Consider the following 22,139-nt stretch of genomic DNA (forward strand, 5'->3'; position numbering starts at 1 on the left):
CCGCTCCCACAGGTACACCACTGCACTCAAGATATAGGGGGTGCTGTGGGAGCGGGTTCACCCGCGAAGAGGCCGGCACAGGAGAGCTCAGAGCGCCATGCGGTAATGCAGGCTATAGCTCTCCACCCCATCGTTGGGCTGCTTGATGCCTGCGTTGGAATAGTGAATCGCCCGCACGCCAATCTCATGCCCACCGGCAAAGCGCAATCCAAAGCCGATACGGTCCTCGAACTGGAATGCCGAGCCCAGCTCGTTGTCTTCCAGCTCGGTGCTGGAGAATGCCGCCACGCCAATCCCCGCCTCTATATAAGGCTTCACCGACTCCCCGGCAAACTCGTAGACGAACACCGGCGCGAACGACAGGCTATGGTTGCTCGCGGTCTCGTCACCATCCCAATAGGTGTAGGCCCCATCCCAGTACCCCGTCAGGCGCCCGACGCTGGTCTGCCACCAGCTCGCGTCCCAATTCGATTGCAGCCCCAACCGATAGACCATGGTCGAGTCACCGGTCTGCCCCACCGAAAACGAAACGTCGGCAGCCTGCGCCGCCAGTGAGTGCCCCAGGGTGAAGACGGCAGCCGCCGCCAAGCCAAGCAGCTTCTTCATGAGCAACATCCTTCTTTGCTGTTATTGGTATCCGCCTCATGTCAGGCAAAGCGATAGAAAACGGCAGTGGTACGATAGTTCAGCTTCTTTTCACATTTTTTTCACAATGAAAAGCTTTGCACACTGTCGGACTTATGCCACAGCAAAGGTAGGATTTGTCTGAGTGATTGCGGATCGGCACTGGTCCAGAAGCGGGTATCCCGGGCTGGCCCATCGGCCAGCAGGTCATCCGCGCCCAGCAGCCGCTTCAGTTGGCGCGCCACTGCGGCACCGGTGTCGATGATGGCCACGTCGGCTGGCACCATGCCGGCCAGCAACGGGCGCAGGAAGGGGTAATGGGTGCAGCCGAGGATCAACGTGTCGCAGCCAGCGGCCAGCAACGGCTGCACATAACCTTGCAGCAGCTGGCGCAGCGCCGGGCTGGCCAGGTCGCCGGTCTCGATCAGCTCGACCAGCCCCGGGCAAGGTTGGGTGATGACCTGCACGTCATTGGCAAAGCGGTCGAGCAAGGCGGCGAACTTGGCGCTCTGCAGGGTACCGGTGGTGGCCAGCACACCGACCACGCCCGAGCGCGTGGCGGCGGCAGCAGGCTTCACTGCCGGCTCCATGCCCACCAGCGGCCAGGTCGGGTACAACTCGCGCAGGTCGGCCACCGCCGCCACCGTGGCGGTATTGCAGGCCAGTACCATGGCCTTGGCACCCTGTTCATGGAAGAACGCAGCAATGCGTCGGAGACGCTCACGGATATAGTCGGGCGACTTCTCGCCGTAGGGTATGTGCCCGCAATCGGCCACGTACAGCAGCGTCTCGTTGGGCAGCAGGCGCTGGATCTCTGCGAGCACCGACAAGCCGCCGACTCCGGAATCCATCACGCCGACCGGCGCCGAGCGCTCAGCCATCGCGCTTGCCGCAGACCGCACAGGCCGGGTCGCGCTTGACCCGTAGCTCGCGGATACGAGTGCCGAGAGCATCGATCAGCAGCAGGCGGCCGACCAGCGGCTCGCCGAACCCGGCCAGCAGCTTCATCGCCTCCAGCGCCTGCAGGCTGCCCACCAGGCCCACCAGCGGGCCGATCACACCGGCTTCGCTGCAGGTCAGTTCGGCTTCGCTACCATGGCCGTACAGGCAGTGGTAGCAAGGGCTGTAGTCACGCCGTGGGTCGAATACCGACAACTGCCCTTCCAGGCGGATCGCCGCACCGCTGACCAGCGGCTTGCCAGCCGCGACACAGGCGACGTTGACCGCCTCGCGGGTACCGAAATTGTCAGAGCAGTCCAGCACCAGGTCCACTGCTGCCACCGCTGCCGCCAGCGAGTCCTCGTCCAGAGCCTGGCGATGGGCAACCAGGCTGATTTCCGGGTTGATCGCCTGCAAGCGCTGCAAGGCCGAATCGACCTTGCTCATGCCGACGCTCGCACTGTCGTGGATCACCTGGCGTTGCAGGTTGGTCAGGTCGACGGTGTCGAAGTCGGCCAGGTGCAGCTCACCCACCCCGGCAGCGGCCAGGTACAAGGCGACTGGCGAGCCAAGGCCACCGAGCCCGACGATCAGCGCCTTGCTCTGCTTGAGCCGCAACTGGCCGTCGATGTCGATCTGGGCCAGCAATACCTGCCGGCTGTAACGCAGCAGTTCCTGATCACTCAGCATGGCAGGCGCCCCAGGGTAATGCGTTCATGGCCGCCCAGGTCCGTGCGGCTGGCGACCTCGATGAAGCCTTGTTCAGCCAGCAAGGCGCGCACCGCCACTGCCTGATCGTAGCCGTGTTCCAGCAGCAACCAGCCACCCGGCACCAGGTGCGCGGGGGCCTGGGCAGCGATCACGCGCAAGTCGTCCAGGCCATCATCGCCGGCCACCAGCGCGCTGCTGGGTTCGAAGCGTACATCACCGGCGACCAGGTGCGGGTCTGCGGCGGCGATGTAGGGCGGGTTGCTGACAATCAGGTCGAAACGCTCGCCGGCCAGGCTGTCGAACCAGTGGCTGAGCCGTACCTGGGCGTTCGCCAGGCCCAGGCGCTGGCGATTGCGCTCGGCCAGGGCGGCGGCCTCCTCCACCCGGTCCACTGCAGTTACCTGCCAGGCCGGGCGATCGCTGGCCAGGGCCAGGGCAATCGCGCCGGTGCCGGTGCCCAGGTCAAGGACCTTGGCCGGCGTGGCGGGTTGCAGTTGAAGCGCGGCTTCGACCAGCAGCTCGGTATCCGGCCGCGGGATCAGGGTATGCGGCGCTACCTCCAGGTCGATCTTCCAGAAGCCCTGCAGCCCGAGAATGTAGGCGACCGGTTCGCCGCCACGGCGGCGCTGCAGGTAGCCGGCATAGGTCTCGGCATCTTCGCTGCTGACGATTCGCTCGGGCCAGGTGTGCAGGTAGCTGCGCGACTTGCCGATGGCCGCGGCCAACAGCAGCTCGGCATCCAGCCGCTCGGTGGGCGATTCTGGCAACTGCGCGTTGCGCAGCAGGCTGGCGATGATGGTCATCAGTCCCCCAGGGCAGCCAGTTGATCGGCCTGGTATTCGGCCAGCAGCGGTTCGATCACCGCCTCCACGCCGCCGGCGAGGATGTCGTCCAGCGAGTACAGGGTCAGGTTGATGCGGTGGTCGGTCACCCGGCCCTGTGGATAATTGTACGTACGGATGCGCTCCGAACGGTCACCCGAGCCGACCAGCAGCTTGCGCTCGGTGGCGATGGCGTTCTGCGCGGCGCTGGTCTGCATGTCGTTGAGCTTGGCCGACAGCCAGGACATGGCGCGAGCACGGTTCTTGTGCTGCGAGCGCTCTTCCTGGCACTCGACCACGATACCGGTGGGCAAGTGGGTGATCCGGATCGCCGAGTCGGTCTTGTTGACGTGCTGGCCACCGGCACCGGATGCGCGGTAGGTGTCCACGCGCAGGTCGGCCGGGTTGATCTCGATGGCCGCCTGTTCGTCCGGCTCGGGCAGTACCGCCACGGTGCACGCGGAGGTGTGGATACGGCCCTGGGATTCTGTTTCGGGCACGCGCTGTACGCGGTGTGCGCCGGACTCGAACTTGAGCTTGCCGTACACGCTCTCACCCTCGACGCGGGCGATGATTTCCTTGTAGCCGCCGTGCTCGCCTTCGTTCTCGGAGAGGATTTCCAGGCGCCAGCCACGCTTTTCGGCGTAGCGCGAATACATGCGGAACAGGTCGCCGGAGAAGATCGCCGCCTCGTCGCCACCGGTGCCGGCACGGATTTCGAGGAACACGTTGCGGCCGTCGTTGGGGTCCTTGGGCAACAGCATGCGTTGCAGCTGCGACTCCAGCGTCAGCAGTTGTTCCTTGGCTTCACGCACTTCTTCCACGGCCATTTCGCGCAGGTCCGGGTCACTGTCCTTGAGCAGCGCCTGGGCACCTTCGAGGTCGTCCTGGACTTTGCGCCACTCTTTATAAGCAGCGTAGACCGGCTCGACTTCGGCGTATTCACGGGAATAGGCGCGAAAGCGCGTCTGGTCGGAAATGACCTCGGCATCACCGAGCAGTGCGGTGAGTTCTTCGAAGCGGTCCTGGAGGATTTCCAGTTTGTTCAGCAGCGACGCTTTCATTGCGGGGATTTGTCCGTCGAGCCCTCGTTGAGGGCAAAGAGTTCCTGGGCCATGGCCAGCGCATCGAGGCGGCCCTCGGCCGAGAGCCTTTTCAATTGCACGCTGGGCGCGTGCAGGAGTTTGTTGGTCAGCCCCCGGGCCAGTTGGGCCAGTACCTCTTCGGGGTTGCCGCCGTTGGCCAGCAGTCGCTGGGCCTTTTGCAGTTCTTCATCGCGCAGGCGCTCGCTTTGCTGGCGATAGGCCTTGAGCACATCCACCGCGGCCAGCTCGCGCAGGCGCAGCATGAAGTCTTCGGCCCCCACCGACACCAGCTCTTCGGCGGCCTGGGCCGCGCCCTGGCGACTCTTGAGGTTTTCCGCCACCACGTCGTGCAGGTCATCGACAGTGTACAGGTAGACGTCGTCGAGTTCGCCGACTTCGGTTTCGATATCGCGCGGTACAGCAATGTCGACCATGAAAATCGGCTTGTGCCGGCGCTGTTTCAGCGCGCTCTCGACCGCGCCCTTGCCGAGGATCGGCAACTGGCTGGCGGTGGAGCTGATGACGATGTCGCTGTTGGCCAGTTCCTGGGGGATGTCGGCCAGCAGAACGGCGTGCGCACCGAACTGCTCGGCCAGGATGCTGGCCCGCTCAAGGGTACGGTTGGCCACGACGATGCGGCGCACGCCCTGCTCATGCAGGTGGCGGGCGACCAGGGTGATGGTTTCGCCGGCGCCGATCAGCAGGGCCTGGCTGCGGCCCAGGTCGCTGAAGATCTGCTTGGCCAGGCTGACCGCGGCAAACGCCACCGACACCGGGTTTTCGCCGATGGCGGTGTCGGTGCGCACCTGCTTGGCGGCGCTGAAAGTGGCCTGGAACAGGCGCCCGAGCAATGGGCCGACGGTGCCAGCCTCACGCGCCACGGCGTAGGCGGACTTCATCTGGCCGAGGATCTGCGGCTCGCCGAGCACCAACGAGTCCAGGCCGGAGGCCACCCGCATCATGTGCTTCACCGCCTCGTGCTCTTCGTGCACGTAGGCGCTGGCGCGCAGCTCGTCCAGGCTGAGGCGGTGGTAGTCGGCGAGCCATTGCAGCACCACATCGGCGGACAGGTGGTCCTGCTCGATATAGAGCTCGCTACGGTTGCAGGTCGACAGAATCGCCGCTTCGCGGCTGGATGTCAGCCGGCAGAGCTGCTGCAGGGCGTCTACCAGCTGCTCTGGGGTAAACGCCACGCGCTCGCGTACGTCTACCGAGGCAGTCTTATGGTTGATACCAAGTGCAAGAAAGGCCATGCAAGGTCGCTGGTTGTGACGGGAAGCCGATAATTGTCCTCTTTCGCAGGTTTTTGGACAACCACCGTTCGCTATTGCGCTGATAGTCGTGCGGCTATCGCCTTTTCGTAGCCTGATCTAGCGGTGTTTTCAGGTCTTGCCGGCTTTTGATCTGGCTTTTGATCCTGATCTTGATCTTCGCGACCTCAGGAGGCCGAACGCAGGCCTTGCGCATAGAGGTGACGGGCATGGATGCCCGTCAAGCGCTGGGCCCCAGGATGAGGCCTGCAGCGCAGTCCTCCCGGGAGCAAGCCCTACGCTCGGCCTCCTGAAGTCACAATCTGCAGCACCTGATCTACCGCGCGCTTAGAAGCAACAGTCACAGCAAAAGCCAGAGCCATCGGCTCGACATCGCCCTAGCCAACTACGCCGACCGGGTCGAGAAGACTTTTGACATATGTCCATAAGACTTATCCACAGTCTTGTAGTCCATTTCCCAAATACATGCCCAGCTGTTGCCCTACCCTCCTTCCGCACCTAGTCTTGACGCCGCCACATCGATATTCCTCACCGAGACAGCGATACGAGTGGGATAGCATGGCTTTATCAGTCAGTCGGTTTATTTCTATCTACTAATTTTGCTGATGATTAGAAGCTATGTTGGTGAGGGTTAGTAAAGATGTTGACGGACTGCAATGATGCACACTTACTTGGTGACGCACCCAAAACAAGCATTTTTTTAATTCTTGTTTAACCTATCTCAAAACGATTTTCTATGCAGGGTATGCTTCATGCATGGCAGGAAGCTATATAATAGGCGCGAGCAATGGAAGAATTTGCTGCATCTCGTAGGCACTCAGTGCTCCTTTGGGGCGTTAACTTGTGTGCCATTTCGGCCTCTACGCTGAGTTATATTTATCTTTCCTACTATATTTATGCTAATACTGCCAGCCTAATACTTTCCCAAGTGGTGCTGTTTGCGCCAATGGTTCTACCGGTAATTCTTGTCGCTCCTATCTACCGCCTGGCTGACTATCTAGCGCCACGCACCTTGCTGTGGAGTGCCAACTTGCTGTCGCTGGGCTGCGCGGCGGTCACCTACAAGATCCTGCCACATCATGTGGAAGTCGCCGTGTTAGGCGCGGTAGTCATTGGCGCCCTGGATGCGCTGCAACGGGTAGGACGTATTGTTGCCATCAAGTGTTATTTCCCGAGTGCGCAAATCGCCAGCTCAGTGCCTCTGACACTCACCGCACAATTCATTGCCGGCGGCCTGGCAGGCATCAGTCTGGTACTGTTCAAAGCCAACATGACGCCTGGGTTAGCCCTGCTCATTACTGTCAGTCTTTTTTCCATCGCGGCTTTGGCGGGCTATCTACTACCTGCGCCAACAAAGCCTCCGATCACCGTGCAGGTCGCACCAAGACTATTGACTGCCCTTGGTTCGCTTTTGCAGGAGTATCCCGCGCTACGCCTCAGCCTCTATCAGTTCATCGTCTTCGTCAGCCTTTTTCAGGGTTTCTTCAATGTGTCCAGGGTGCTGTTACCGGCACATGTGCTGGGCTTGGGAGAGGTGTATGTCGGCTTGTTGCAGGCCGTCAATAGTGTGGCAGCTTTGGTGGGCGCAGTACTGTTCTATCGTTTGGACAAGTGTAATTTGCGACCGCTACCTATGCCGATGGCTGTAGTCAGCGGCCTGTTCATGATGCTCGCAGCGTTCGGCCATGATATTCAGTCCAGTTACATCGCGTATTTTTTATACATATTCTTTTTCGAATTGACATTTTTCAAGTTGCAAGCCGATCTTGTCAGGAGCACACCTACCAGTGCCATGCCGTTGATGGCATCTGTCCAGTATGCCGGGGTGTACTTAGGCATGATAATTACCATCTTCGTCGGTTCAATTCTGGTTAAGTATGCAGGCCTGTTCAGCACGAGCGTTATCTTCGTTGCTTTCTATTTCGTCGCAACCAACGCCCTTCGAAAGACAGTTGCGATCAAGGGAAAACAGCCTGTCTAAATAGCTTCTTCAAGGAGAACAATATGCCCACATTGGCGCGTGTATTTCCGTTCGTCCGCCTTTTGGATTTGGCGAACATATTAACAATGTTCAATATCGGCTTGGCCTTCGGTACTGTTTATTTTGCGTTGCAAGGACGGTTCGTTCTGGCGGCAACGGTGATTTGCCTGGCCGCGATGCTCGATTTCCTTGACGGCCACATAGCCCGACGCTACCTGGCGGCGAACAACGCGCAACGGGCCTTCGGCAAGCATCTAGACAGTTTTGCCGACTTGCTCAATTTCAGCATCACGCCAGCCCTTGTCATCCTAATCCTCGACCAGTCTCTTTCGGCCACGCTGGCCGCAGCAACTCTGGTTTTCACGGCCATTTTGCGGTTATCGCTGTTTGGCATGCCCAGCACATCGGCTGACGGGGGATATCAGGGACTACCCACCACATATTCAGGATTTGTCTTTGCGCTGGCGCTGATGGGGCTATCGGCCGGGCATTACGGTGCCGGTGTGATCGTCGGCCTGGTGGCCCTGGTCGGCATCCTCCAGGTCACCAGCTTGAGAATTCCCAAGTATGGCGCACTTTCGACGGTCGCTTGCTTCGCAATGCTGTTCGGGCTCAGCACCATTTACTTTCATCCCTGGTAATCCGAGGTTCCAATGAAACACGTGGTTTTCGTCGACAGCACCGTAAGCGGCCTGCTGGCTTTTGAGGCAGCCAAACGGCTTGGCTGCCATGTCACCTTCATTCATCAGCGCGACGCCTCGTTCCTGACGATCTCGATCAAGGACGACACCTCCCGTCTCGAGCCTTACCTGCGATATGTGGATACTTATTTGCGTATCGATAATCTGGAAGACGGCGAACTCAGCCAGTTGTTGGCCAACCTGCACGCAGAGCGTCCTATTGACGCCCTCATCTCTACCTCAGAAGCAGCCATAGTACCGGTGGCGCGTGAGGCCCAGCGTATCGGCACCCTCTACCCGAGGTACGAAGCTCTGTGCGGGGCGGTATACAAGAGTCGATTGCGCGAGACGCTGCGGGCACACGGACTACGCTCTCCTGATTTTGAAGTACTGAGCGAAGAGCAACTGATCAACGGGGTCGCTCCGAGTTTGTCGCTGCCATTCGTTGTCAAGCCGACCCGCGGATTCGCCAAGCAGTTTTCCGCCATTTGCCATAGCCAGGCCGACTTTGACGCCTTTCTCGCCGAGCTGCGCCAGAGTCGCAAGGGTGCTGATCCTATGATCGACCACTTGATAAGCAGCGACTATCTGGTCGAGCAATACATCGACGGTACATTGCATTCAGCGGAAGTCATCGTCCAAGACGCCAAGGTCTCCTGCTTTGCGACCACCATCCGTTTCCGCGCCGACCATAGCGAAATATTAGAAATGACCGCGACCATGCCGTCAGGCCTTGACGCAGCACAGCGCGACGAGACCAAAGCATATGTGCAGGCAGTGTTCAGCGCTCTGGGGCTGGATGTTGGCCTTTATCATGTTGAACTGTTGCGCGATGCCAAAGGGCCCTGTCTAGTGGAGATCAACGCACGCATGATGGGTAGCGTAGCGCCGCAGATGTACCGGATGCTGACCGGCATCGACCCGTTCGAACTGCTAGTCCGTCTGCACCTAGGCGAGCCCATTCTAATTGACGACTCAGTGCTTCAGCGCGCAGGTAGCGTCGTAACTGTCGCCTCCCGCAATGGCGGTCATATCGCCAACGACTACGCCCCCGACTCCCTACAGCCATTACTGGACAAGTACAACATCCGGTTTTGCACCGCCCACGTTGCGCCTGGCCAGGCGGTAAACGTCTATAGCGGCAACATCGGCACAATTGGCCACGTCATCGTTGAGGACGACTGCCCCTACGCTGCGGCGAAAAAGGGCAATCGCTTCCTGCGCGAGCTGTCCTCACTTTACGGCCTTGAACTCGCGACTTATACCGGCGCCGAGTTGGCTTAAACCTGACACAAACTGACAGCCCCCTGCGAAGGACTGATTGGACTGATTAGGGAAGACATATGCACTCGGTAAATCCTTCTCCCGTGTTCACTTTTTCCGGCAAGGCCGATACCCTGCAGCAACTGGCACCACTTCTGAGCACCGGGCAAGTGTTGCCCCTTCATCGATTCACCGTGGCACAGTGGCGGGAGGACTGGCAGGCAGTGATCGCGCACTGTCAGGCGTTCTTTGGCGATGAGCCGCTGATTGTAAGATCCAGCTGTCTAGCCGAAGACCGCGACGGCCATTCCGGTGCAGGGACGTACGCGTCAATTCTAGATGTATGTGGCGGCCAGGCACTCGGCGAAGCCATCAAGACGGTGATCGCATCCTACGGCCTAGCTCGCGAGCGCGATGAGGTGCTGGTGCAGCAGATGGCGAGAGGTGTAATGGCCAGCGGAGTGGCGATGACCCGTGATCCAGAGACGGGTTTGCCATATTACGTAGTTGACTATGTACTAGGTGCCAGCACCGACGGTGTCACTGCCGGCAACGAGACTGTGCACGCTTTCGTCTCCCTTGGCAGCGAGGCGGCAAGCGAGCCTGCGGAATTACCAGGGCTGTTTTCGTTGCTCGAAGAGGTACAAGTTCTAACCGGGCACGATGCCTTGGACATAGAGTTCGCGATCACTGTCGATGGCCCTCTGCTATTCCAAGTACGTCCCATGACCGCGGATGGGCCCCGTAATGCCAGCGCACTTGCCGACGCCCAACTACGCAAAGTTTTGGAGCACGAGGCCTCTCAGCTCGAAGAGCTGATCTGCAAGCAACGCCATCCGCGTCCTGCGTCGACCGCCTTCCTTGGCCTTATGCCGGACTGGAACCCGGCGGAAATGATCGGTACCAAGCCGCGGGCGCTAGCCTACTCGCTATATAAGGAGCTGATCACTGACCTTAATTGGGCCTCTGCCAGGTTCCGATACGGCTACCGGGATCTGCGGCGCAAACCGCTGATGTACCAGGTGGGTGGCTCTCCTTACATCTGCATTGCCCACAGCATCGAGTCATTCATCCCTGCCTCGGTACCTCAAGATGTTGCCGAGCGCGTAGTCGAACAGTGCGGCGACTATTTGGCCATGCATCCTCATCTGCATGACAAGATCGAGTTCGCGATCATTCCTACTTGCTTCACGCCAGAGCTTACTAGCCCCGGTGCCGCTGCCGCGCTGCCGGCGCTCCGGACTCTTAGTACCGAGCAGCACGAATGCTACTTGAACGAGCTACGCCAGTTGACCGAGCACATTATCTCCCCCAGCGGCCCGTTCTTCTCCGACCTGACACGCCTACCGAGTATTACTGACAAGGTGCAGAGTTTAATGGCGGGGGAACCTCGGCGCGAGTCCTTGCAACGTATGAGGAATGGCCTATCGGCGGCCAACGTGGTCGCTGAAATATTCGCTGGCGCTGCCCGTGCAGCGTTCATAGGTACCGCAATAATTAAATCGCTGGAAACAGCGGGGGTAGTATCTGCCGGTTTCATCGATCATGTGACCGGAGGGGTCAATAGTATCGGTCGCGAGATGGCCAGCGATTTCCAGACGTTGCATAAGGACGATTTCCTAAAGCTGCACGGTCATGTCCGGCCGGGTACCTACGATATACGTGTGTCACGCTACGACGAGACTCCGGAGCGTTATTTTGACTGGCAGCGCCCATTACAGCGGCCCCAAAAATCTATGAACGGGCTAACTGTATCTCGGGCCCAGGTCAACGCCATTCAGCAAGCTTTTGACCAGTGCGGTCTTAACGTTTCCGCCGAGCAGTTCCTGCAATTTGCTCAGGCCGCTATTGCATCGCGCGAGAAGCTCAAATACCTCTATGCAGCGTTTGTTTCGGATGTTTTGCGCTCACTATGCGATTGGGGTGAGGTACATGGTTTTGTACCGCGACCAACTCAGCTTTGCGCAAATCACCGAATTTACCAGCGTTTACGCCGACATCGATCGCAAACGTTTGCATCAAGCGATTGCCCACAACCGCAGCCGCTGGCATGAAACGCAGTTAGTCCGTACGCCAAGCATCATCTGTCAGCCGCAAGATCTATTCGGCCATCGAGTGCACTGGTGCAATCCCAACTTCATCACTCGACGTGCCACTCACGCGCGGGTGGCCCTAGTGCTTCCTGGGCAATTGGCACCGGACATTGAGGATTGCATTGTCTTAATCGAAAACGCTGATCCGGGTTTTGATTGGATTTTTACCCACCGCATTGCTGGTTTCATCACCGCCTACGGAGGCGAGAACTCGCATATGTCGATCCGAGCCCGAGAGTTTGCCATTCCCGCAGCTATCGGCGTGGGCGATACTCGATTCAAAACCCTATTGGCGGCGACAAGCCTGCTGCTCGACTGCGCCGAGCGGCGTATACAGGTGCTGGCATGATTTTGGTTGGGATGACCATGCTCAGGCAGTTCAACGCCGAACGCCAGGAATGGCGGGACGCGCTCGACCAACGCTGGGTTGAATTCTTAGACCAATGTGGGCTGACCCCGCTGTACCTTCCAAACGATCCGAGAGTCAGCATGGCGCTAGTCCAATCATTGCGCCCTCAGGGCCTCTTGCTTACTGGTGGAGGGAGCTGCCAGGCCCTGAGTGGGACAGCCGACACACGCGACGCCACTGAGAGGGTCTTGCTTGATCTTGCGGAAAATCTACGGCTTCCGGTGCTCGGTGTATGCCGCGGCATGCAGGTAATGTTGACGCGAGCTGGCGGCACTTTGGAACGCTTGGCCGGCCATGTAGGCGAACACATGATCAACATGCAAGAACAACGGCGGCGAGTGAATTCCTATCATGAATACGGCTTTCGGGAGGCGCCCGACGGCTACCGCGTACTAGCCCTGGCCGACGACGGCGTGATCGAGGCTGTGTATGACGACCACCGTCGGCATACCGGGATCATGTGGCACCCCGAGCGAGAACTACCTGCCGATCCATTGGATATTCAACGCGTGCGACATGCCTTTGGAGCTTTTTCATGAAAGCCATTATTCTTGCTGCAGGTCGCGGGAGTCGCTTACAAGCCCTGACCGATGAACGCCCCAAGGCCTTGGTACCCTTTAATGGTGTGCCACTGCTACAGCGCGCGATTGAAACGCTCCGTCGATGCGATGTCAGCGAGGTTGGCATCGTTGCAGGCTATCGAAGCGAAATGCTTGCACCATTCGCCGACACTTTGTTTCACAACCACCGCTGGCACAGCTCCGGTATTTTCAGCTCTCTAAATTGCGCCAGCGGTTGGTTGAGCGCAGAGCCTTGCCTTGTTAGCTACGGTGACATCTTCTACGACAGCACCCTAGTATCCGAGCTAATTAACCATCCAGCCGATATTGTCCTGGGCTACGATCCCGCTGCAGTGCGTCTCTGGCAGCAACGCTTCAACGATCCGCTACCAGACCTGGAGAACTTCCGCTTAGTCGATGGATTGGTGAGCGCTATTGGACAGACCGCTACCAGTCTTGAGGTCATTCAGGGCCAGTACATAGGCTTGTTCAAAGTCACGCCAGCGGGTTGGCAGGCGTTGAAAAGGCAATTGCAAGGGCTCACGCCTCAGGCACGCGACCAGACTGACATGACATCGCTATTAGGGGCACTAGTCAGCGAAGGTTTTCCAGTCGCCGGCGTGGCGACGCACGCTCCCTGGGGAGAAATTGACTGCCCCAGCGACGTGGCACTATACGAGCGGATCTATCCTGACCTGTGATCTCGACAAAATTGTCGGTGCAGGCAGGGGCTGGGTCATTGTGTCAGAAGCCCCTTCGAACCTCTCCCCCACCCCGCTGTCCCACTCTGCACCACCCAGCCTGTAAACCACGACCTTCGCAGGTGGGTTTGCCCCCGCGCTTGTGTCATCATGCTCCGACCGCCGGTGAGTCCTCTTAAAGCCTTCTATGAACAAACCATACGCATTGCTGCTTGCCTTCGCCCTGCTCCAGGGCTGCCAGAGCCTGGCCCCGCAAAAGGCCGAGCCCCCCGTCGCCGAGGCCGGCAAGAGCGAGGCGGAAAAGCCCGTGGTGTATGGCTCGTTCAAGCAGGACACGCTCTATAGCCTGCTGGTGGCAGAACTGGCCGGCCAGCGCAACCGCTTCGACATCGCCCTGGCCAACTACACCGACCAGGCCGCGAAAACCCAGGACCCCGGGGTTTCCGAGCGCGCCTACCGCATTGCCGAATACCTCGGCGCCGATGAACCGGCACTGGACAACGCCCTGGTCTGGGCCCGCAACGACCCGCAGAACCTCGATGCCCAGCGCGCCGCCGCCATCCAGCTTGCCCGCGCCGGCCGCTATGACGACTCCATGACGTACATGGAAAAGGTCCTGCAGGGCCAGGGCGACACCCATTTCGATTTCCTCGCCCTGTCCGCCGCCGAAACCGACCAGAGCACCCGCGACGGCCTGCTGCAAAGCTTCGAACGCCTGCTGGTGAAGTACCCGGACAACGGTCAACTGGTGTTCGGCAAGGCCCTGCTGCTGAACCAGGACGGCAAGGCCGAAGAAGCCTTGGAACTGCTCGAGTCGCACCCGCCGCAAAACGGCGAAATCGCCCCGATCCTGCTGCGCGCGCGCCTGCTGCAAGCCCTGGATCGCGGCCCGGAGGCCCTGCCACTGCTGCGCGGGGCGATTCGCGACAACCCGGACGACAAGCGCCTGCGCCTGACCTACGCCCGCACCCTGGTCGAACAGGACCGCATCGCCGATGCCAAGGGCGAGTTCCTCAGCCTGGTCCAGCAATACCCCGAGGACGACGAGCTGCGCTATTCGCTGGCCCTGGTGTGCCTGGAGAACAAGGACTGGGATGAAGCCGAGGGCTACCTGCAGGAGCTGATCGAACGCGACAGCAACGTCGACGCCGCGCACCTGAACCTGGGCCGCATCCGCGAGGAGCGCCACGACCCTGCAGGCGCCCTGCGTGAATACGCCCTGGTCGGCCCGGGCCCCGACTACCTGCCGGCGCAACTGCGCCAGGCTGACATCCTGATCGCCAACGGCCGTGGTACCGAAGCCTCACGCCTGCTCGCCGATGCCCGCGAAGCCCAGCCGGACTACACCATCCAGCTGTTCCTGATCGAATCGGAAAGCTACAGCAACAACAACAAGGACGCCCAGGCCAGCCAGGTGCTGCAGCAAGCCATCCAGCGCTACCCGGACGACCTCAACCTGCTTTACACCCGCGCCATGCTGGCGGAAAAGCGTGACGACCTGCCGCAGATGGAAAAAGACCTGCGCGCCATCATCGCCCGCGAACCGGAAAACGCCATGGCCCTGAACGCCCTCGGCTACACCCTGGCCGACCGCACCACCCGCTACAGCGAAGCCAAGGCGCTGATCGACAAAGCCCATCAGCTGACCCCGGACGACCCGGCGGTACTCGACAGCCTGGGCTGGGTCAATTACCGCCTGGGCAACCTCGACGAGGCTGAAACCTACCTGCGCAAGGCCTTTGCCAGCTTCCCCGACCACGAAGTGGCCGCCCACCTGGGCGAAGTGCTATGGGCCAACGGCAAGCGCCGCGAAGCCCGCCAGGTCTGGGCCAAGGGCTTCGAAGCCCAGGCCGACAGCCCCATCCTGCGCAAGACCATTCTGCGCCTGACCGGATCCGAGACTCTCTAACGCCATGTTCCTGCGCCATTGCATTACCTTCACCCTGATCGCCCTGCTGGCCGGCTGTGCCGGCTTCGGTAGCCGCGAGGCCCTGCAGGGCCACGGCGACCCGCAGCAGTGGCGCGCCCATAAAGAGCAGCTGAGCAGCCTCGATGGCTGGCAGATCAACGGCAAGGTCGGCATCCGTGCCCCGCGCGAGTCGGGCAGCGGCACGCTGTTCTGGCTGCAACGCCAGGACTACTACGACATTCGCCTGGCCGGCCCGCTGGGCCGTGGCGCCGCACGCCTGACCGGCCGCCCCGGCGGCGTGGTACTGGAAGTGGCCAACCAGGGCCGCTACGAGGCACCCAGCCCCGAAGCGCTGCTGGAAGAACAACTGGGCTGGCAGTTGCCGGTCTCGCACCTGGTCTGGTGGGTACGCGGCCTGCCCGCCCCCGACAGCAAGAGCAAGCTGACCCTGGACGGCGACAGCCGGCTGGCCAGCCTCGACCAGGATGGCTGGCAGGTGCAGTACCTGAGCTACACCGAGCAGAACGGCTACTGGCTGCCCGAGCGCCTGAAGCTGCACGGCAAAAACCTCGACGTGACCCTGGTGGTCAAGGACTGGCAGCCGCGCCAGCTGGGGCACTGATACATGCAAACCCTTACCCTGCCCGCCCCGGCCAAGCTCAACCTGTGGCTGCACATCATCGGCCGCCGCGCGGACGGCTATCACGAGCTGGAAACCGTGTTCCAGTTTCTCGATCACGGCGACGAACTCAGCTTTGCCGTGCGTGATGACGGCGTGATCCGCCTGCATACCGAGATCGAGGCGGTGCCGCACGACAGCAACCTGATCGTGCGTGCCGCGCGCAAGCTGCAGGAACAATCCGGCACGACGATGGGCGCCGACATCTGGCTGAGCAAGGTGCTGCCCATGGGCGGCGGCATCGGCGGTGGCAGCTCGGATGCCGCCACTACCCTGTTGGCCCTCGCCCACCTGTGGCAACTGGACTGGGACGAAGACCGCCTGGCAGCACTGGGCCTGAGCCTGGGCGCCGACGTACCGGTATTCGTGCGCGGCCACGCGGCGTTCGCCCAGGGCGTGGGTGAACAACTGACCCCGGTCGACCCGGAAGAGCCGTGGTATGTCGTGCTGGTGCCGCAAGTGTCTGTCAGCACAGTAGAAATTTTTTCACATCCACAGTTGACACGTGATTCACTCCCCCTTAAGATGCGCCCCGTTCCCGAGGGAAACAGTCGAAATGACTGCCAACCGGTGGTAGAGCAGAGTTACCCGGAAGTTCGCAATGCGTTGAATTCACTGGGTAAATTCACTGAGGCTCGACTGACCGGTACTGGAAGTTGTGTGTTTGGGGCCTTCCCAAGCAAAGCCGAAGCTGATAAAGTTCTGGCCCTTCTTTCAGCGACCCAAACAGGGTTTGTGGCGAAAGGAAGCAACGTTTCGATGTTGCATCGCAAGCTGCAAAGTCTGGTCAAGAAGTCGAGCGCATAAGCGTTCGCAGCAACAGATACAGGGGCGTCGCCAAGCGGTAAGGCAGCAGGTTTTGATCCTGCCATGCGTTGGTTCGAATCCAGCCGCCCCTGCCATTTTCCTTATACTCATCCAGGTTACCCTCAGCCTTCAGGTACTGCGCGTGTCCAAGATGATGGTCTTTACGGGGAATGCCAACCCCGATCTGGCTCGGCGTGTCGTACGTCAGCTGCATATCCCTCTCGGTGACGTCTCTGTCGGTAAGTTCTCCGACGGCGAGATCAGCACTGAGATCAATGAAAATGTCCGCGGTAAAGACGTCTTCATTATTCAGCCGACCTGTGCCCCGACCAACGATAACCTGATGGAACTGGTAGTGATGGCCGACGCCTTCCGCCGCTCCTCAGCATCCCGAATCACCGCCGTGATTCCTTACTTCGGATACGCCCGCCAGGACCGCCGTCCGCGTTCGGCACGTGTAGCCATCAGCGCCAAAGTCGTCGCTGACATGCTCACTGTCGTAGGTATCGACCGTGTACTCACCGTCGACCTGCACGCTGACCAGATCCAGGGTTTCTTCGATATCCCGGTCGACAACATCTACGGCTCGCCCGTACTGGTCGACGATATCGAGGACCAGCGTTTCGAGAACCTGATGATCGTCTCCCCGGACATCGGTGGTGTCGTGCGCGCACGTGCCGTCGCCAAGTCCCTGGGCGTCGACCTGGGTATCATCGACAAGCGCCGCGAGAAGGCTAACCACTCCGAGGTGATGCACATCATCGGCGACGTCGAAGGGCGCACCTGCATCCTGGTAGACGACATGGTCGACACCGCCGGCACCCTGTGCCACGCGGCCAAAGCCCTGAAAGAACACGGCGCTGCCAAGGTTTACGCCTACTGCACGCACCCTGTCCTGTCGGGCCGCGCGATCGAGAACATCGAGAAGTCGGTACTGGACGAGCTGGTGGTGACCAACACCGTTCCGCTGTCCGCCGCTGCTCAAGCCTGTGACCGTATCCGCCAGCTGGATATCGCACCGGTTGTCGCTGAAGCGGTCCGCCGCATCAGCAACGAAGAATCGATCAGTGCGATGTTCCGCTAAGCGGAACACACGCTGACGAAAAGCGCCCCGCCCCAACACTGGTTGTTGGGGCGGGGCTTTTTTGCCATCCCCGTTGGCGCTGGTCGCAAACGCCCTCGGGGGGCTATTTTGGAGAAACAAAATGACCGAATTCACTCTGAACGCCCAAGCGCGTACTGACCTGGGGAAAGGTGCGAGCCGCCGCCTGCGTCACTCCGCGAACATCCCAGCCGTTGTCTACGGTGGTAACCAGGACGCCCAGTCCCTGACCATCCTGGCCAAGGAAATCACCAAGCTGTTCGAAAACGAGGCTGCCTTCAGCCACGTTCTGGAACTGAACGTCGACGGCGCCAAGCAAAACGTCGTGGTCAAGGCTCTGCAGCGCCACCCGGCCAAAGGCTTCATCATGCACGCCGACTTCGTTCGCGTCGTTGCTGGCCAGAAACTGACCGCCAAGGTACCGGTTCACTTCATCAACGAAGAAGCCCCGGTCAAGAAAGGCGGCGAGATCTCCCACGTAGAAGCCGAGATCGAAGTTTCCTGCGAAGCCAAAGACCTGCCTGAGTTCATCGAAGTCGACCTGGCCAACGCTGAAATCGGCACCATCATCCACCTGTCGGACCTGAAAGCTCCGAAAGGCGTAGAGTTCGTAGCTCTGGCCCACGGTGATGACAAAGCTGTTGCCAACGTTCACGCTCCACGCGTTGCTCCAGAAGCAGAAGGCGCTGCCGAGTAATCCACTCGCACGCCGGCGTTGATCGGGTTACAGTGCCGCGCGCCCTGTAACCCACCAACTCCAAGGAAGAGCCCCTGACGTGACCGCCATCCAGTTGATCGTCGGCCTGGGTAACCCCGGCCCCGAATACGAACAGACCCGGCATAACGCAGGGGCTCTTTTCGTTGAACGCATTGCCAGCGCCCAGCGCGTCTCGTTGACCGCTGACCGCAAATATTTCGGCCTGACGGCTAAGTTCAGCCATCAGGGCAACGACGTTCGTCTGCTCATCCCCACCACCTACATGAACCGTAGCGGCCAGTCCGTGGCGGCCTTGGCCAATTTCTTCCGCATCAAGCCGGAAGCGATCCTGGTGGCGCATGACGAACTCGACCTGCCCCCGGGCGTCGCCAAGCTCAAGCGCGGCGGTGGCCATGGTGGGCACAACGGCCTGCGCGACATCATCGCGCAGCTCGGCAACCAGAACGACTTCCACCGCCTGCGGCTTGGCATCGGCCACCCGGGCGACGCCAAACTGGTCTCCAACTTCGTCCTGGGCCGCGCGCCGCGCGCCGAGCAGGAGAAGCTCGACGCCAGCATCGATTTTGCCCTCGGCGTGCTGCCGGACGTGCTTGCCGGCGACTTCGCCAAGGCGATGCGCGAGCTGCACAGCCAGAAGGCCTGATTTCCTTTAGAGAGGGGAATACCCATGGGTTTCAATTGCGGCATCGTCGGCCTGCCCAACGTCGGCAAGTCCACCCTGTTCAACGCCCTGACCAAGTCTGGCATCGCGGCGGAGAACTTCCCCTTCTGCACTATCGAGCCTAACAGCGGCATCGTGCCGATGCCCGATGCGCGCTTGAATGCCTTGGCTGAGATCGTCAAGCCAAACCGCATCCTGCCGACCACCATGGAGTTCGTCGACATCGCCGGCCTGGTGGCTGGTGCCTCGAAAGGCGAAGGCCTGGGCAACAAGTTCCTCGCCAACATCCGCGAGACCGACGCCATTGCCCACGTGGTGCGCTGCTTCGAAGACGAGAACGTGATCCACGTTTCCAACAGCGTCGACCCCAAGCGTGACATCGAGATCATCGACCTCGAGCTGATCTTCGCCGACCTCGACAGCTGCGAGAAGCAACTGCAGAAGGTTGCCCGCAACGCCAAGGGCGGCGACAAGGAAGCCCTGGCGCAGAAGGCCATCCTCGAACAGCTGATCCCGCACTTCACCGAAGGCAAGCCTGCGCGCAGCCTGATGAAGAACATGAGCGCCGAAGACAAGGCGGTCATCCGCGGCTTCCACCTGCTGACCAGCAAGCCGGTCATGTACATCGCCAACGTGGCCGAAGACGGCTTCGACAACAACCCGCACCTGGACGTGGTCAAGGCCATCGCCGAGGAAGAAGGCGCGGTAGTGGTGCCGGTGTGCAACAAGATCGAAGCGGAAATCGCCGAGCTGGAAGACGGTGAAGAGAAGGACATGTTCCTCGAGGCCCTGGGCCTGGAAGAACCTGGCCTGAACCGCGTTATCCGCGCCGGTTACGAGCTGCTGAACCTGCAGACCTACTTCACTGCCGGCGTGCAGGAAGTACGTGCCTGGACCGTGCGCGTCGGTGCCACCGCGCCACAAGCCGCTGGCGTGATCCACACCGACTTCGAAAAAGGCTTCATCCGCGCTGAAGTGGTGGCCTATGACGACTTCATCCAGTTCAAGGGTGAGAGCGGTGCCAAGGAAGCCGGTAAATGGCGTTTGGAAGGCAAGGACTACATCGTCAAGGACGGTGACGTGATGCACTTCCGCTTCAACGTTTAAGCGGCAGACTGCAGTACCCACGAACCCCTTGAGGCCAACGCCTCAAGGGGTTTTGTTTTTTCTGGCATCTGGCAAGCAGCACGCGCCCACTGTGGGAGCGGCTTTAGCCGCGAAGAATCCAACGCGGTGCATGGCACCGGCTGCGCCGGTGTTCGCGGGCATGCCCGCTCCCACAGGTACCACGCATTTTCCGGACCTCGCATCAAAGCGAAAGGGCCGCAGAGCGGCCCCGGAATTCAGCATCTAAGCTGTGATTCAGCACCCTCCCCCGGACGCACGCCCCATGCCTGAAAAACCCCGCCTCGACTGGCAACGCTGGTTACCCGGCCTGGTCACCCTGCTCCACTACCAACCCGCCTGGCTGCCCAAAGACATCGCCGCCGGCCTGGTGCTCACCACCATGCTGGTGCCGGTGGGCATCGCCTATGCCGAAGCGTCTGGCGTACCCGGCATCTACGGGCTGTACGCCACCATCATCCCGCTGCTGGCCTATGCCCTGTTCGGCCCCAGCCGCATCCTGGTGCTGGGCCCGGACTCGGCATTGGCCGCACCGATCCTGGCGGTGGTGGTGCAGTACGCCGCCAGCGACCCGCAACGGGCAATCGCCATCGCCAGCATGATGGCCCTGGTGGCCGGGGCATTTTGCGTGATCGCCGGTCTGCTGCGCCTGGGCTTCATCACCGAACTGCTGTCCAAGCCGATCCGCTATGGCTACATGAATGGCATCGCCCTCACGGTGCTGATCAGCCAGTTGCCCAAACTGTTCGGCCTGTCGGTCGACAGCCAGGGCCCTCTGCGGGATACCTGGAACCTGATCCAGGCCTTGCTCGCCGGCGAAGGCCATTGGCCAAGCTTCGTGGTCGGTGGCGGTAGCCTGGCGCTGATCCTGCTGCTCAAGCCGTTCAAGCGCTTGCCGGGCATTCTCATTGCAGTGGTGCTGGCCACGCTTGCGGTGAGCCTGCTGGGGCTCGACCAGCAAGGTGTGAAAGTGCTCGGCGAACTGCCCCAGGGGCTGCCCAGCTTCGTGTTCCCCTGGGTCAGCGATATCGACCTGGTGGAGGTACTGCTCGGCGGCATCGCGGTGGCACTGGTGTCGTTCGCCGATACCAGCGTGCTGTCACGTTCCTACGCCGCGCGCATGAAGACCCCGGTCAACCCCAACCAGGAAATGTTCGGCCTGGGCGTGGCCAACCTGGCCTCGGGGCTGTTCCAGGGCATCCCCATCAGCAGCAGCTCGTCACGCACCCCCGTGGCCGAGGCGGCCGGCTCGCAGACCCAGCTCACCGGCATCATCGGCGCGCTGGCGGTGACGCTGTTGCTGCTGGTGGCGCCCAACCTGATGCAACACCTGCCCAACAGCGCCCTGGCGGCGGTGGTGATTGCCGCAGCGTTGGGCCTGTTCGAGTTTGCCGACCTCAAGCGCATCTTCCGCATGCAGCAATGGGAGTTCTGGCTGTCGTTCACCTGCTTCGTCGGCGTAGCGGTATTCGGGGCCATTCCCGGCATCTGCATTGCCGTGGCGATATCGGTGATCGAGTTCCTGTGGGACGGCTGGCGGCCGCATCATGCGGTGCTGGGACGGGTGGATGGCACCCGCGGTTACCATGATGTGCAGCGTTATCCACAGGCCCGACGCATTCCGGGGCTGGTGCTGCTGCGTTGGGATGCGCCGCTGTTCTTTGCCAATGCCGAACAGTTCCAGAGCACGGTGATGGCGGCGGTGGATGCATCGCCTACCCCGGTTCAACGGCTGGTGATCGCGGCAGAGCCGGTGACAAGCATCGATATCACCTCGGCGGACATGCTGGCCGAATTGGACCGGGCGCTGGAGGCGCGGGGGGTGGAGTTGCAGTTTGCCGAGATGAAGGACCCGGTAAAGGACAAGATGCGGCAGTTCGAGTTGTTCGAGCATATGGGGGAGTCGGCGTTTCATCCCACTGTTGGGGCAGCGGTGGATGCCTACCTGGAAGAGAGTGGGGTTGACTGGAAGCCCTAGGTTTTCCTGGGCTGGCCTCTTC

Annotated in this window: 21 protein-coding genes and 1 tRNA gene; 16 read left to right on the forward strand and 6 right to left on the reverse strand. The window is 60.8% G+C overall.

Features of this window, described 5'->3' with window-relative positions:
* Window positions 1–87 precede the first annotated feature (87 nt).
* From CAG00_RS19040 to hemA, 6 genes are all read right to left on the reverse strand, one after another.
* On the reverse strand, window positions 88–606 hold the full coding sequence (locus CAG00_RS19040) for an acyloxyacyl hydrolase (RefSeq protein WP_025337686.1): 519 nt from the start codon (window positions 604–606) through the stop codon (window positions 88–90).
* 101 nt (window positions 607–707) lie between these two features.
* The gene (gene murI / locus CAG00_RS19045; RefSeq protein WP_085665058.1) at window positions 708–1,505 is read right to left on the reverse strand and encodes a glutamate racemase; all 798 of its coding nucleotides are present in this window, start codon (window positions 1,503–1,505) and stop codon (window positions 708–710) included.
* Window positions 1,498–2,253, reverse strand: coding sequence for a molybdopterin-synthase adenylyltransferase MoeB (locus CAG00_RS19050; protein WP_025337684.1), 756 nt, complete (start codon window positions 2,251–2,253; stop codon window positions 1,498–1,500). The genes murI and CAG00_RS19050 overlap by 8 nt, the downstream gene beginning before the upstream one ends.
* Complete coding sequence (gene prmC, locus CAG00_RS19055; protein ID WP_085665059.1) at window positions 2,247–3,077, reverse strand: peptide chain release factor N(5)-glutamine methyltransferase; 831 nt, start codon at window positions 3,075–3,077, stop codon at window positions 2,247–2,249. The genes CAG00_RS19050 and prmC overlap by 7 nt, the downstream gene beginning before the upstream one ends.
* A complete protein-coding gene (gene prfA / locus CAG00_RS19060) occupies window positions 3,077–4,159 on the reverse strand; it encodes a peptide chain release factor 1 (RefSeq protein WP_013970909.1) in 1,083 nt (360 codons plus the stop codon). Before prfA ends, prmC begins: the two co-directional genes overlap by 1 nt.
* Entirely contained in the window at window positions 4,156–5,433 is a 1,278-nt protein-coding gene (gene hemA / locus CAG00_RS19065) for a glutamyl-tRNA reductase (RefSeq protein ID WP_085587332.1), read from the reverse strand. The genes prfA and hemA overlap by 4 nt, the downstream gene beginning before the upstream one ends.
* Window positions 5,434–6,238: 805 nt before the next feature.
* Between hemA and CAG00_RS19070 the strand changes: the two genes are divergently transcribed.
* From CAG00_RS19070 to CAG00_RS19140, 16 genes are all read left to right on the forward strand, one after another.
* Window positions 6,239–7,432 carry a hypothetical protein gene (locus CAG00_RS19070; RefSeq protein WP_238067260.1) on the forward strand — a complete coding sequence of 398 codons (1,194 nt, stop codon included), beginning with the start codon at window positions 6,239–6,241 and terminating at the stop codon, window positions 7,430–7,432.
* Window positions 7,433–7,455: 23 nt separating this feature from the next.
* A complete protein-coding gene (locus tag CAG00_RS19075) occupies window positions 7,456–8,073 on the forward strand; it encodes a phosphatidylcholine/phosphatidylserine synthase (protein ID WP_085665060.1) in 618 nt (205 codons plus the stop codon).
* A 12-nt stretch (window positions 8,074–8,085) separates the two neighbouring features.
* Window positions 8,086–9,396: an ATP-grasp domain-containing protein gene (locus CAG00_RS19080; protein ID WP_085665061.1), complete on the forward strand. Its 1,311-nt coding sequence runs from the start codon at window positions 8,086–8,088 to the stop codon at window positions 9,394–9,396.
* A 59-nt stretch (window positions 9,397–9,455) separates the two neighbouring features.
* Window positions 9,456–11,429: a PEP/pyruvate-binding domain-containing protein gene (locus CAG00_RS28950; RefSeq protein WP_218191640.1), complete on the forward strand. Its 1,974-nt coding sequence runs from the start codon at window positions 9,456–9,458 to the stop codon at window positions 11,427–11,429.
* Complete coding sequence (locus CAG00_RS29115) at window positions 11,314–11,817, forward strand: PEP-utilizing enzyme (protein WP_256579054.1); 504 nt, start codon at window positions 11,314–11,316, stop codon at window positions 11,815–11,817. Before CAG00_RS28950 ends, CAG00_RS29115 begins: the two co-directional genes overlap by 116 nt.
* Complete coding sequence (locus CAG00_RS19090; RefSeq protein WP_024086258.1) at window positions 11,814–12,416, forward strand: type 1 glutamine amidotransferase; 603 nt, start codon at window positions 11,814–11,816, stop codon at window positions 12,414–12,416. The genes CAG00_RS29115 and CAG00_RS19090 overlap by 4 nt, the downstream gene beginning before the upstream one ends.
* The gene (locus CAG00_RS19095) at window positions 12,413–13,138 is read left to right on the forward strand and encodes a phosphocholine cytidylyltransferase family protein (RefSeq protein ID WP_085665062.1); all 726 of its coding nucleotides are present in this window, start codon (window positions 12,413–12,415) and stop codon (window positions 13,136–13,138) included. The genes CAG00_RS19090 and CAG00_RS19095 overlap by 4 nt, the downstream gene beginning before the upstream one ends.
* Window positions 13,139–13,325: 187 nt before the next feature.
* On the forward strand, window positions 13,326–15,047 hold the full coding sequence (locus tag CAG00_RS19100) for a tetratricopeptide repeat protein (RefSeq protein WP_085665063.1): 1,722 nt from the start codon (window positions 13,326–13,328) through the stop codon (window positions 15,045–15,047).
* A 4-nt stretch (window positions 15,048–15,051) separates the two neighbouring features.
* Window positions 15,052–15,669, forward strand: coding sequence for a lipoprotein insertase outer membrane protein LolB (lolB, locus tag CAG00_RS19105; RefSeq protein WP_085617355.1), 618 nt, complete (start codon window positions 15,052–15,054; stop codon window positions 15,667–15,669).
* Window positions 15,670–15,672: 3 nt separating this feature from the next.
* On the forward strand, window positions 15,673–16,533 hold the full coding sequence (ispE, locus tag CAG00_RS19110) for a 4-(cytidine 5'-diphospho)-2-C-methyl-D-erythritol kinase (RefSeq protein WP_075043753.1): 861 nt from the start codon (window positions 15,673–15,675) through the stop codon (window positions 16,531–16,533).
* Between the two features lie 20 nt (window positions 16,534–16,553).
* Window positions 16,554–16,628, forward strand: a tRNA-Gln gene (locus CAG00_RS19115).
* A gap of 47 nt (window positions 16,629–16,675) precedes the next feature.
* On the forward strand, window positions 16,676–17,617 hold the full coding sequence (locus CAG00_RS19120) for a ribose-phosphate pyrophosphokinase (protein WP_003247410.1): 942 nt from the start codon (window positions 16,676–16,678) through the stop codon (window positions 17,615–17,617).
* A 121-nt stretch (window positions 17,618–17,738) separates the two neighbouring features.
* Entirely contained in the window at window positions 17,739–18,332 is a 594-nt protein-coding gene (locus CAG00_RS19125) for a 50S ribosomal protein L25/general stress protein Ctc (RefSeq protein WP_013970896.1), read from the forward strand.
* Between the two features lie 79 nt (window positions 18,333–18,411).
* Window positions 18,412–18,996 carry an aminoacyl-tRNA hydrolase gene (pth, locus tag CAG00_RS19130; RefSeq protein ID WP_008099045.1) on the forward strand — a complete coding sequence of 195 codons (585 nt, stop codon included), beginning with the start codon at window positions 18,412–18,414 and terminating at the stop codon, window positions 18,994–18,996.
* 24 nt (window positions 18,997–19,020) lie between these two features.
* Complete coding sequence (gene ychF / locus CAG00_RS19135; protein ID WP_013970895.1) at window positions 19,021–20,121, forward strand: redox-regulated ATPase YchF; 1,101 nt, start codon at window positions 19,021–19,023, stop codon at window positions 20,119–20,121.
* Between the two features lie 283 nt (window positions 20,122–20,404).
* On the forward strand, window positions 20,405–22,117 hold the full coding sequence (locus tag CAG00_RS19140; protein WP_085665064.1) for a SulP family inorganic anion transporter: 1,713 nt from the start codon (window positions 20,405–20,407) through the stop codon (window positions 22,115–22,117).
* Window positions 22,118–22,139 lie beyond the last annotated feature (22 nt).

This window comes from Pseudomonas sp. B5(2017), assembly GCF_002112825.1.
GTDB lineage: Bacteria > Pseudomonadota > Gammaproteobacteria > Pseudomonadales > Pseudomonadaceae > Aquipseudomonas > Aquipseudomonas putida_Z.